At 73.3% G+C, this 11,840-nt stretch carries 11 protein-coding genes; 4 read left to right on the plus strand and 7 right to left on the minus strand.

Annotation, left to right across the window (positions count from 1 at the left end):
- Nucleotides 1-36: 36 nt before the first annotated feature.
- The gene (gene fxsA / locus PV341_RS04230) at nucleotides 37-678 is read left to right on the plus strand and encodes an FxsA family membrane protein (protein ID WP_500323397.1); all 642 of its coding nucleotides are present in this window, start codon (nucleotides 37-39) and stop codon (nucleotides 676-678) included.
- 63 nt (nucleotides 679-741) lie between these two features.
- Here fxsA and PV341_RS04235 read toward each other — a convergent pair whose 3' ends face one another.
- From PV341_RS04235 to PV341_RS04245, 3 genes are all read right to left on the minus strand, one after another.
- Nucleotides 742-1,116: an RNA polymerase-binding protein RbpA gene (locus PV341_RS04235; RefSeq protein WP_499515576.1), complete on the minus strand. Its 375-nt coding sequence runs from the start codon at nucleotides 1,114-1,116 to the stop codon at nucleotides 742-744.
- 256 nt (nucleotides 1,117-1,372) lie between these two features.
- Nucleotides 1,373-2,737 carry an MFS transporter gene (locus PV341_RS04240; protein WP_500323418.1) on the minus strand — a complete coding sequence of 455 codons (1,365 nt, stop codon included), beginning with the start codon at nucleotides 2,735-2,737 and terminating at the stop codon, nucleotides 1,373-1,375.
- 243 nt (nucleotides 2,738-2,980) lie between these two features.
- On the minus strand, nucleotides 2,981-4,090 hold the full coding sequence (locus PV341_RS04245) for a hypothetical protein (RefSeq protein WP_500356733.1): 1,110 nt from the start codon (nucleotides 4,088-4,090) through the stop codon (nucleotides 2,981-2,983).
- 1,531 nt (nucleotides 4,091-5,621) lie between these two features.
- Here PV341_RS04245 and PV341_RS04250 point away from each other — a divergent pair.
- Nucleotides 5,622-6,284: a class F sortase gene (locus PV341_RS04250; RefSeq protein WP_500326522.1), complete on the plus strand. Its 663-nt coding sequence runs from the start codon at nucleotides 5,622-5,624 to the stop codon at nucleotides 6,282-6,284.
- A gap of 30 nt (nucleotides 6,285-6,314) precedes the next feature.
- Here the strand turns inward: PV341_RS04250 and PV341_RS04255 are convergent, their stop codons facing one another.
- Complete coding sequence (locus tag PV341_RS04255) at nucleotides 6,315-7,103, minus strand: glycerophosphodiester phosphodiesterase family protein (RefSeq protein WP_500326520.1); 789 nt, start codon at nucleotides 7,101-7,103, stop codon at nucleotides 6,315-6,317.
- The gene (yczE, locus tag PV341_RS04260; protein ID WP_500326518.1) at nucleotides 7,100-7,780 is read right to left on the minus strand and encodes a membrane protein YczE; all 681 of its coding nucleotides are present in this window, start codon (nucleotides 7,778-7,780) and stop codon (nucleotides 7,100-7,102) included. The genes PV341_RS04255 and yczE overlap by 4 nt, the downstream gene beginning before the upstream one ends.
- 98 nt (nucleotides 7,781-7,878) lie before the next feature.
- On the opposite strand from yczE, the gene yczR reads away from it, so the two are divergent.
- Nucleotides 7,879-9,369 carry a MocR-like transcription factor YczR gene (yczR, locus tag PV341_RS04265; protein ID WP_500356734.1) on the plus strand — a complete coding sequence of 497 codons (1,491 nt, stop codon included), beginning with the start codon at nucleotides 7,879-7,881 and terminating at the stop codon, nucleotides 9,367-9,369.
- A gap of 87 nt (nucleotides 9,370-9,456) precedes the next feature.
- On the opposite strand, the gene PV341_RS04270 is transcribed toward yczR, so the two are convergent.
- Together PV341_RS04270 and PV341_RS04275 are read right to left on the minus strand one after the other, a co-directional pair.
- Nucleotides 9,457-9,843, minus strand: coding sequence for a hypothetical protein (locus PV341_RS04270; RefSeq protein ID WP_499515581.1), 387 nt, complete (start codon nucleotides 9,841-9,843; stop codon nucleotides 9,457-9,459).
- A gap of 203 nt (nucleotides 9,844-10,046) precedes the next feature.
- Nucleotides 10,047-11,366 (minus strand): M28 family metallopeptidase, encoded by a 1,320-nt coding sequence (locus PV341_RS04275; RefSeq protein ID WP_500356735.1) that lies wholly within the window; start codon nucleotides 11,364-11,366, stop codon nucleotides 10,047-10,049.
- Between the two features lie 167 nt (nucleotides 11,367-11,533).
- Between PV341_RS04275 and PV341_RS04280 the strand changes: the two genes are divergently transcribed.
- Nucleotides 11,534-11,840: RNA-binding S4 domain-containing protein (locus tag PV341_RS04280; RefSeq protein WP_500356736.1), on the plus strand; the 307-nt coding region annotated here is incomplete at its 3' end.

Genomic DNA, 11,840 nt, shown 5'->3' on the forward strand with positions numbered 1-11,840 from the left:
TCCGGGCTCCGGCGGGGAGCAGGCACAATGGTGCGTATGACGATCAGCTCCCCGCCGCCGGCCGGTCCGCGGCAACCGGGCGGTGACGGGCGTCCGCGGCGGCGTTCGCGCGCCGGGACGTGGATACCGCTCGGTGTGGCCGCCTACGCGCTGCTGGAGATCTGGCTGCTCATCCTCGTGGCCGGGGCCGCCGGCGGGCTCACGGTCCTCGTGCTGCTCGTGGCGGGCTTCGTGTGCGGGGCGCTGGCCGTACGGCACGCCGGGCGCAGCGCCTGGCGGGCGCTGAACGAGGCGATGCGCTCCGGAGGGCCGGAGCGGGACCGGGAGGAGCCGAAGGGCTCCGGCGCCGGGAACGGCGGCAGCGGTGCGGCGCCGATCATGATCGGCGGCCTGCTGCTGATGGTGCCCGGGCTGATCTCGGACGTGGCGGGGCTACTCTTCCTCTTCCCGCCGACCCGTTCCCTGCTGACGAGGGCGGGTGCACGCGCTCTGGACCGCCGGGCGTCCGCCGCCCGGGAGCGGGGCGCGGGCTCGGGCTCGCTGGGTGACCTCTTCGCCCAGGCGCGCGCCGCCGAGGAGCAGATGCGCATCCACCGCCCCGACGGCAAGGTGATCCAGGGCGAGGTCGTCGACCACAACCCCGAGCAGGACGACGAAAACCCCGGGCCGCGGCACTGAGGCCACGCTCGCCCGGGGCGCACGTCTGATGGGGCCCGCCCCTCACGGGCCCAGTTCCTTCGGTCAGGCGGTCTTGCGGTGGTCGCGCGGATGTACCGCGATGTTCATGGCGCCGGAGCGCAGAACGGCGAGTCGTTCGGCCAGGACTTCCTCCAGCTCCTCGACCGTGCGCCGCTCCATGAGCATGTCCCAGTGCGTACGCGCGGGCTTGCTCGTCTTCTCCTCCGGGCCCTCTCCGTCGACCAGGAGTGCGATCTGGCCGCAGGCGCGGCACTCCCACTCCGGCGGGATCTCGGCCTCCACCGAGAACGGCATCTCGAATCGATGTCCGTTCCGGCATGCGTACTCAACGGTCTGGCGCGGTGCCAGATCGATGCCGCGGTCGGTCTCGTAGCTTGTCGCCCCGAGTCGCGTGCCGCGGAGAGCTCGCTCGCTCATGAATCGTGCCTCCCGGGCTGTGTCGCCCACAGGACAGGTGTCGCTGTCGTCGTCATCCGGTCAACGTCCGGTCGGCGGTGAAGATTCCCGTTCTCGGGAGGTGCGTCGCCCGTCGTGCCGCCCCTTTTTGTACCCATCGACGCCCGCTTTGTCACATCTCGTGAGAGATGTCACCCTGCGTTCTGGTATCTTTAGCGCGCAGTAACGGTCCGTCCGACGGCCAACGGCGTACACTACCGCGCCGCACCCATCCGCACTAAATCGTCTCGGGGACCGGATTGCCCGCGGCCGCCACCGCCCGCCGCATCGGCACCCTGGCCAGCAGCACGAACCCGATGACGAAGAACGCCACCAGGGACACGATCGCGTCCCGGTAGCTCCCGGTCAGCTGGTACGTCAGGCCGAACAGCAGCGGCCCCAGCCAACTCGTGCCCCGGTCGCTGACCTCGTACACCGAGTAGTACTCGGCCTCCTTGCCGCGCGGGATCAGGTGCGAGAAGAGCGAGCGCGACAGCGCCTGGCTGCCGCCCAGGACCATCCCGATGGCCGCGGCCAGACAGTAGAACGCCACCGGCTCGCCGGCCGGCAGGAAGAAGCCGGCCCCGATCGTCGCCGTCCACGCCACCAGCGAGCCCAGCACCGTACGGCGCGCCCCGTACCGCGCCGCGAGCCGGCCCAGCAGCAGGGCGCCGAAGACGGCCAGCACCTGCACCAGGAGGATCGCGCCGATCAGGGCCGTCTCGTCCAGCTCCAGCTCCTCCGAGCCGTAGAGCGAGGCCTGCGAGATCACGGTCTGGATGCCGTCGTTGTAGATGAGGTACGCCAGCAGGAAGGCGAGCGTGAGCGGGTGGCGGCGCATGTCCCGCAAGGTGTCGGCGAGTTGACGCCAGCCCTGGTGGAGCGAACCCCCGCCCTTGACCGCCGGCCCGGCGGACCGCCGGCCGGGCGCGGTGTCGCGCAGCCGTATCAGCGGGACGAGCGTGAAGGCCGCCCACCACAGGCCGGCCGACGCCAGGCAGATCCGCACCGCCATGCCCTTGGAGACGCCGACCGCGTCGTGCCCGAGGAACAACGCCAGGTTGGCGACGAGCATCAACGCCCCGGCCGCGTATCCGAACGCCCAGCCCCGCGAGGAGACCGCGTCCCGCTCGTGGGGTTCGGCGATCTCCGGCAGGAAGGCGTTGTAGAGGACCATGGCCGACGCGAACGCCACGTTGGCGACGATCAGGAGTCCGCCGCCGAGAAGGTAGCGGTCCCCGGTCACGAAGAACATCGCCGTCGTCGCCGCGGCGCCGACGTACGCGAAGGTCCCGAGCAGCGCCTTCTTGCGCCCGGTCCGGTCCGCGACGGCCCCGGCGAGCGGCATCACCAGCACGGACAGCAGGACCGAGGCGGAGACCACGTACGCGAAGTACGCCCCGGCGCGGACCGGTATCCCGAGCGGGTGGACGTAGCCGTCCGGGCCCGCGGCGGCCTCCGCGACGTCGGTGAGGTACGGCCCCAGGAAGACCGTGATCACACTGGTGGAGAAGACCGAGTTGGCCCAGTCGTAGAAGTACCAGCCGCGCTGTGCGCGCCGCCGCTCGTGCGCCGGGGCGGCGGTTCCGTCCTGCACCGCCATGTCCTGCGCCTCGCCCGTGGTCACCCGTGGTTCCTGCCGATCCGTGTCGTGCGCCCTGCCGATGTGATCGGTCATGATGCCATCCACGGCCGGGGTGGGGGAGGGGGATCATCCGCCGGATTCCTCCGTTCATCCGGCGGACGCCTCCGGTCCGCCCGACCCGTGCACGGGACTGCCCCCGGGCCGCCGCGTGGGCGGCCCGGGGGCAGAACGGTCAGCCTGTGTCGCGGAGGTCCGCGACGGTCAGGCGCGACCGCCGTTCATGCGCCGGCGACGCAGCATGTAGACGCCGCCACCGGCACCGGCGAGCAGGAGCGAGGCGCCGAGCAGGGTCTCCGGGGTGTTCATGCCCATCGAACCGCCGAAGCCGGTGTCGGGGCCACCGCCGTTGCCGCCGCCGTAACCGCCGCCGCCGTGGCCGCCCTTGCAGCCCTTGTTGCCGCCGCCGTTGCCGCCCCACGAGTCGTCCATGTTGCGACCGTCGTCGGACGCGCTGCCGAAGCTCTGGGCGGTCAGGCCGCTGCTGTTCTTGTTGTCGTCGCTTCCGTTGTCGTCGCTTCCGTTGTCGTTGCTGTTGTCGTTGCTGTTGTCGTCGCCGTTGTCACCGCCGTTGTCGCCACCGCGACCGCCGCCACCGCCGCCGTTGTCGCCGCCGCCACCGCCGCCGCCGCCGTTGCCGCCGCCGCCGTAACCGCCGCCACCGCCGCCGTTGCCACCGCCGCCGCCGCCGTTGCCGCCGCCGTAACCGCCGCCGCCGCCACGACCGTTGTCGTCGTCGTCGCCGCCCCACCACGACTCGCACCGGTCGTCGCCGCCGTAGCCGTGACCGCGCCCGTAGCCGCCGCCACCGCCGCCGCCGTGACCGCCGCCGTGGCCGCCTCCGTAACCGCCCTTCCCTCCGTGCTCGTCGCCGCGACCCTCGCCGTCACGGCCCCCGCCGTCACGGCCTCCGCCGTCACGGCCTCCGCCGTCACGGCCCTCCTCGCCACCACGACCGCTGCCGTTGCCGCTGCCGTCGACGCTGACGGTCACGGTCGTCGTGACCTGGCCGTCGGTGCCGTCCGGCTCGTCGCAGGTCAGTTGGACCTGGTAGGTACCCGCGGGCGTGGCCTTGTCCACCAGGAGCTTGAGACTGTTGGTCGCGGCCGTGCCCACCGTTTCCACCTTCGGGATGGTGGTCACGTAGGTCGGCGCCGTGATGCAGCCGCCGAGCGTGAAGGTGACCACTTCGCCCGGTGCGACGCGGCCGCTGTTGGAGACGGAGACGATCGGGTCTGCGACCGCCACACTTGCCGGCAGGACGACGGCCGAAACCGTCATCGCCGCCGCTGCGAGAATGCGTGAACCACGCATGGGGGGAACCTCCTTGCGGACGGGGCAGGCGGGATTGGAGATCACCGCGACACGTACTGCGACCGCGTCCTTGAGATCCATGGCACGAGGGCGGGGATCTTCACGCACCTCGGAATCGGCACAGGCCTTCCCCCGGACGGGGCATCAGAATTCTGGCCGGAACAGCGTTGTCGCAGGTGGGGAGCCTTACCCGCAGCGGCGTCAGAAAAATGTGAAGAGCTGGTCAAACGGGTGACCGGCAACGAGTCCGCCGGTGCATCAGGCGATGAGAAGTCAGTCGATGGCCTGTCAGGCGACGCGTCGTCAACACAGCGCGTTGTCGGGAAGTCCACGGCATCGCCCTGCGCCGCCGCCCCTACGGGGCGCGGACGGATCATGGCGCCGGGACAACGGTGCCTGTCATCAGGCGATCTCACGCAGATTCACCAGAACGGCCCACCACGGGTGTTCACGCACCACGCCACGAGGGCCTCGGGCCCCGGGTATCCCGCGACCTCGGCGCCCGTTTCCCGGCGGGGGCGACGGCCCGGCCCGGGCCGGCGATCCGTACGGGGCGGGTGAGCCGGGCGCCGGTGAACCCGGAGCTCCCGGAGCGGCGTTGACCAGGGCGCGCGGGCACGGGCCGGCACCACCGGCAGAGCCCGCGCGAGCCGCGCGCGCCCCAGCCACGGCAGCGGCCGGGCCGCGGAGAACCGCTCGTCCATCGCCGTCCACCACCGGTGCAGCCGCCACCCGTTGCGGCACCCCGGGCGCAGGGCGGTCCGCGACCAGGAAACCGCCTGGGAGCCATGGGGCGCGCGCGTGGTACACGACGCCCGTGGCGACGGCCAGCGAGCGCAGGACGTCAAGGCCCGGCGCGTGCGGCTGGTGAGGTCCCATCAGGACACGGTCGGCATCATCGGTGCTCGTCCTGGCAGCGCGGCGCCGGATTGCCCCCGCTGCCGCAGGGCGCCACCCGATCGGGTGGGGAGCACTTTGCCCGGTTGACTCTGATCCATCCGCGTTTGACGCATACTTCGGTTTAACATCATTTATGACGGACTGTCACTCATGATTGACCGGTCGGAGCTGAAGGACTGCGATGCTGCGAAACTCCGGGGATCACACCACCCCCGTGCCCTGGTACGGGCAGCCCGACGCCTGGTACGGGCAGCCCGACCCCTGGTTCGGCCAGCCGTTCGTGCCCGGGCACACGGCGGACGGGGCACAGGCGCCCGGCCGGCCGGGCCGCGCGCCGCAGCCCCCGGCCCGGGCCCGGCCCGCCCCGCCCGCCGCGCCGGCGGGACCGCCGCCCGCGAAGAAGCGGAGGGCGAAGGACACATCCACCGCGAAGGCACAGCCTCCGGCGAAGGGCCCCGCGAGGAACCCGGCTCCGGAGCCCGCGAAGCCGCCGGCGTCGGTTGCAGGGAAGCCTGCGGCCCGGCCCGCGGCCAAGGACGCCCGCCCGGCCGCCGGCGCGGCTCCGGCGCGGACCCGGCGTCGTCTCGTGCGCCGTCCCGGTCCTCCGCGCGGTGGCACCGCCGGGCGTACCGTGACCGGGCGTCCCGGGCAGCTGAAGCTCACGCGGCGCGGCCGCGGCGCGGTCGGGGTGCTCGTGTGCTCGGTCCTCGTCGCGGGCGTGGTGCTGACCTTCGAGGGCTTCGCCGGGATGGACGGCCCGCCCCAGCCGTCCGCCGCCTCGGCGGCGCAGTCCGACGCGGCGGCGATCAAGGCGCCGCCGCCCCTCCCGCCGGCCCAGCCGACACGCATCCGCATCCGCTCCGTGAGCATCGACGCGCCGATCATGAACGTGGGGCTGGACAGCCGTGGCGTGATCGCGGCCCCGCCGCTGGAGAAGGCGGGCGAGGCCGCCTGGTTCAAGGACTCGGTCAGCCCGGGGGCCCGGGGCTCCTCCGTCATCGTGGGGCACGTCGACAACGAGAGCGGGCCCGCGGTCTTCTACAGCCTGGGGGCGCTGAAGAAGGGCTCGACCATCGACGTCGTGCGGGACGACGGCACCACGGCGATCTTCACCATCTACGGCATCGAGGTGTTCACCAAGGCCGAGTTCCCCGCCAAGCGCGTCTACGGGGACACCAAGGACCCCGAGCTGCGCGTGATCACCTGCGGCGGCACCTACAGCAAGGACTCGGGGTACTCGGGCAACGTCGTGGTCTTCGCCCGCATGTCCAAGACGAAGCAGGCCAAGGTGTGACGGGTCCGGGCGGGCGGCGGGGACCGGTCGTCAGGTCCAGGCCCCGCGTTCGGTGTACACCGCGCGCAGGGCCTCCAGCCGGTCCGTCATGATCCCGTCCACGCCCAGGTCCAGCAGGGCGCGCATCCGGGCCTCGTCGTTGATCGTCCACACGTGCACCTGCAGGTCCAGTCCGTGCGCCGCCGCGAGGAACGCGGGGTCGACGACCCGGATGCCGTACGCCTGCTCGGGGACCTGCACGCACACCGCGCCGCGCCGCCGCGCCGCGGCGAGGAGCAGCCGTTGGGCGGCACGGCCCCCGCGCGAGAGCAGCCGTAGCTCCGCCACGCCCCGGGTGCCCAGCGAACTGGCCAGCCGCGGGCCGCCCAGCGCGCGGGCCCGGACCAGCCGGGCCTCGGAGAACGAGCCCACGCACACCCGGTCCCAGGCGTCCGCGCGGCGCACCGCCTCCACCAGGGGCTCGACCGCGGCGTCCGACTTGGTGTCCACGTTCCATCGGGCGTCCGGGAACTCCTCCAGCAGTTCCTCGAACAGCGGCACCGGCTCGCGGCCCGCCACGCGGGCCCGGCCCACCTGGCTCCAGGGGAGGTCCGCGATCCGCCCGCCGGTGTCGGTGACCCGGTCCAGGGACGGGTCGTGGAAGGCGACCAGCACGCCGTCCGAGGTCAGGTGGACGTCGGTCTCCAGGTAGCGGTAGCCGAGGTCGACGGCCCGCCGGAAGGCCCAGGCGGTGTTCTCCAGGCCGTCCGCCGTGCCTCCGCGGTGGGCGAAGGCGATCGGGGCCGGGCTGTCCAGGTACGGATGGCGTATGGCGCTCACTCCGGCAGTATGGCGCGCCCCTCCGGGGTGTCCGCCACCGGCCGCCCCCCGCGGGCGACGACCACCGATTCGTCCTCCGGCCGCGACCGCGGCAGCTCGAAGAGCCGCAGGAAGAGCTGGGCCAGCGGCCCGATCGACACCGCGTACACGACCGTGCCGATCCCGACGCTGCCGCCGAGCACGAAGCCGACCGCCAGCACGGTCACCTCGATCGCGGTGCGCACCAGGCGGATCGAGCGACCCGTGCGGCGGTGCAGGCCCGTCATCAGGCCGTCGCGGGGGCCGGGGCCGTACCGGGCGGTGATGTAGAGGCCGGTCGCCACGCCGTTGAGCACCACGCCCGCCACCAGCAGCGGGATCCGCACGCCGAGACCGTGCGGCTGGGGCAGCAGGGCGAGGGTCGCGTCCATCGACAGGCCGACGACGAAGACGTTGGAGACGGTGCCGAGGCCCGGCCGCTGCCGCAACGGCCACCACAGCAGCAGGACGAGCGCGCCCACCGCCACCGAGACCAGGCCGATGCTGACCCCGGTGTGCCGCGAGATGCCCTGGTGGAGGACGTCCCACGGGTCGAGACCCAGTGCGGCGCGCACCTGCAGGGCCGCGCTCGCGCCGTAGAGGGCCAGTCCTGCGTACAGGTGCAACAGGCGGCGTGCGGTTCTGGATTGGCCCTCCACGGGACCCCCCTATGGCCATGACGAGTGGATGCGCGACACTATGTGGCATGGTCCTGGGAGAAATCCATGGCCAATGTGCGGAAGGTGGACCGGAAACCATGTCGCAGTGGACCGCAACGGTAGGGGTCACTCATCTCGCGCGTCTGCTCGAGCCCCGTCCGGCGCAGCGCGCCACCGGCCGCCGTGTCCCCGCCTACCGGGGGCTCGCCGACGGCATCCGGGTCCTGGTCCTGGAGGGGCGCGTGCCCGTGGCCGCGCGGCTCCCCGCGGAACGCGAGCTGGCGCTCGCCCTGGCCATCAGCCGTACCACCGTCGCCGCCGCGTACGAGGCGCTGCGCGCCGAGGGCTTCGCCCGGTCACGGCGCGGCGCCGGCACGTGGACCGCGGTCCCGGAGGGCCACGCCCTGCCGACCCGCGGTCTGGAGCCGCTGCCCCCGGACGCCGCGGGCACCGTCATCGACCTCGGCTGCGCGGCGCTGCCCGCACCCGAGCCGTGGCTGACGCGTGCGGTCGAGGGCGCCCTGGCCGACCTGCCGTCCTACTCGGCCACCCACGGCGACTTCCCCGCGGGGCTGCCCGTGCTGCGCGAGGCCATCGCGGCCCGCTACACCGCGCGCGGCATCCCCACCCTGCCCGAGCAGATCATGGTGACCACCGGCGCCATGGGTGCCATCGCGGCCGCCGTGCGCCGGCTGGGCGCCCCCGGTGAGCGTGTCGCCGTCGAGTCGCCGAGCTACGCCAACGTCCTGGAACTGCTGCGCGAGAACGGTGCCCGGCTCGTCCCGGTCGCCATGCGCGAAGGGCTCGGCGGCTGGGACCTCGACGCCTGGAAGCGCGTCCTGCGCGACGCGGCTCCCCGCATGGCCTACGTCATGCCCGACTTCCACAACCCCACCGGCACCCTCGTGCCCGACGACCAGCGCCGCGCCCTCGTCGAGGCCGCCCGCGCCGCCGGGACCGTCCTCGTCGCCGACGAGACCATGGCCGAGCTGCCGCTCGACGCCGCGGCCTCCGCGCCGCGCCCGATGGCCGCCTTCGACCGCGGCGGCAGCGTCATCACCGTCGGCTCCGCGAGCAAGGCCATCTGGGCCGGGCTGCGCATCGGCTGGGTACGCGCCGCGCCCGACGTCGTGCGCCGCCTCGTCAGCGCCCGCGCCTACCTCGACCTCGGCTCGCCCGTCGTCGACCAGCTCGCGGTGGCCTGGCTGCTGCGCACGGGGGCGTGGGACGACGCGGTCGCGGCCCGTCGCGAACGGGCCCGCGCCCACCGCGACGACCTGGTGGCGGCGCTGCGCGAGCGGCTGCCCGACTGGGAGTTCGCCGTCCCGTCCGGCGGCATGACCATGTGGGTGCGGACCGGCGACGTCTCCGGCTCACGCCTCGCCGTCGCGGGCGAGCGCCTCGGCGTCCGCGTCCCCTCGGGTCCGCGCTTCGGCGTCGACGGCGCCTTCGAGGGCTACGTCCGCCTGCCCTTCACCGTCGGGGGGCCCGTCGCGCGTGACGCCGTCGAGCGCCTGGCGGCGGCCGCGCAGACCGTCCGCGACGGAGGCGGCTCCGAGGGCGAGGGCGCTGGGCTCTTCGTGGCCTGAGGCGGCCTGACGTGGCCTGATGGGCCCCCGGACAGGAGCCGGGACGGCTCGCCTGGCGAGCCGTCCCGGTCGGGGACGCCGTCCGGCTCAGCGGCCGTCGGGGAGCTCCGTGAGGCGGAGACGGAGCTCGACCTCCTGGTCGCCGGAGACCGATCCCTGCTCCTCGAGGCGGAAGGAGTCGCCGAGCACCTTCTTGACCTCGCGTACGTGACGGGGCCCGCCGGAGAGGTCCGCGGTCAGGGAGCCGTCGAGGTGGACGGGGCCGAGTTCGTGGCCGTGGCTGCGGGTGTCGACGGAGGCGGCCCACACGGTCGGGTGGGAGGACCCGGGGCGGGGCTCCACGGCCTCGGTGAGCGACTCGCCGGGACGTGTCGGGAAGGCGGCCTCCAACGCGCCGAGCACGGCTCCGGCGTCCTGCCGCTCGCAGCCGGTGAGGAGGACGTCGACGTGGGAATTGGTGTGATGACTGCTCATCAGCGGTTCTCCTCTCGCAGGAGGCCCGGCACGGTGCGTCGGGCACCGCAAGCCGCGCCCCCCTTCAGCGTAGGACGGCGACCGGGTACGCGCAGCGGGCGCCCTGCGCACCCGGCGCGCAGAGCGAGGGCCGGGTCACGTTCCGTCGCGGCGCACGGGGGTGGCCCCCGCGCGAGGGCGGGGGCCACCACGGTCGCGGGCGCCTAGAAGGTCAGCTTCCAGCTGTTGATGTAGCCGGTGTCCTGGGAGGCCACGTCCTGCACGCGCAGCTTCCACGTGCCGCCTGCGACCTCGCTCGACGCGTTGACCGTGTACGTGGCGATGACGTTGTCAGCGGAGTCGCTGCTGCTGGAGTTCTTCAGCCGGTAGCTGCTCCCGTCCGGGGCGACCAGGTCCACGACGAGGTCGCCGCGCCAGGTGTGCCGGATGTCCACGCCGACCGCGAGGGCCGCCGGGGCGTTGCCGCTGACGCCGCTGACGGTGATCGAGGACGTCACGGCCGCGCCGTTGTCGGGGACGCTGACGTCCGCGGTGTTCTCGAAGACCGTGCCGGGCGGGGGAGCGGTGGCGGTGCCCAGGGTCCAGATCGCGTTGGCGATCGCGTCGCTGTTGTTGTCCAGCGCGGTGTCGTTGATGTTCGACGCCGTGTCGCAGGAGGAGTGGTAGCAGCGGTCGAAGGCCTGCCCGGCCGTGCCGCCCCACTTCTGCGCCTGTGCCGAGGTCTTGGTGTAGTCGGCGCCGGAGAACAGCCCGCCGACCGGGATGCCCGCGCTCTTGAAGGGCGCGTGGTCGGAGCGGCCGTCGCCCTCGGTCTCGATCTCGGTCGCGATCCCCTTGGCGGTGAAGAAGTCCTTGAAGACCTTCTCCAGCGCGGCGTTGTCGTCGTAGACGAAGTAGCCGGGGTTGGGCGAGCCGATCATGTCGAAGTTCAGGTAGCCGTCGATCTTGGCCCGGTCGGTGCCGGCCAGGCCGTTGACGTACGCCTTGGAGCCGATCATGCCCAGTTCCTCGGCGCCCCACCAGCCGAACCGCAGGTGCTTCGTGGGCTGCAGGTTCTCGCGTGCGACGGCCAGGGCGGTCTCCAGGACGGCGGCGGAGCCGGAGCCGTTGTCGTTGATGCCGGGTCCCGCGGTGACCGAGTCGAGGTGCGCCCCCGCCATGATCACGTGGTTGGTGTCGCCGCCGGGCCAGTCGGCGACCAGGTTCCAGCCGGTGGCGCCGCTGGAGGTGAACTGCTGGAGCGTGGTGGTGTAGCCGGCGGCGTCCAGCTTGGCCTTCACGTAGTCGATCGAGGCCCGGTACCCGGCTCTGCCGTGGGCACGGTTGCCGCCGTTGGCGGTGGCGATCGACTGCAGCTGGCTCAGGTGCGCCTTGACGTTCGCCACCGGGATGTCGGGGGCTGCCGCGAGTGCGGCGGGCCGTGCGGAGGCGGGTGTCGCGGACGCGGGTGTCGCGGAGGCGGTGAGCAGGGCCGCGGCGAGCGCGGTGGCGGCCCCGGCCGCGACGATCTTGAATGCGGGCACAGGTCACTCCGGTGTGTGGGGGATGGAGTTGCGCGGGACTGTGCGGGCGTTACGGAGGCGTGCTTGACGTGTGCATGCCTGGGCGCATCCTGTGGGTCGCGGGGCCTTTCGTCAAGAGCGCATACCGGACGCCGCGTTCCGGGAACCGGGCGCGCTAGGGTCGTGACATGGCTGACGACGAAGGCCCCGTGCGGGTCGACGCCTGGATCTGGTCCGTCCGGCTCACCAAGACGCGCTCCATGGCCGCCACCGCGTGCCGTGCCGGGCACGTGCGGGTCAACGGCGAGCGCGTCAAGCCCGCGCACGCGGTCCGCCCCGGTGACGAGGTGCGGCTGCGCGGTGCGGGGCACGAGCGGATCGTCGTCGTCACTCGCCTGGTGCGGAAGCGGGTCGGCGCGGCCGTCGCGGCGGAGTGCTTCGTCGACAACAGCCCTCCGCCGCGACGGCCGGCCCGACCCGCTTCCGCACCAGGCG

Origin of the sequence: Streptomyces sp. PA03-1a, from assembly GCF_033792805.1 — a bacterium.
Lineage (GTDB): Bacteria > Actinomycetota > Actinomycetes > Streptomycetales > Streptomycetaceae > Actinacidiphila.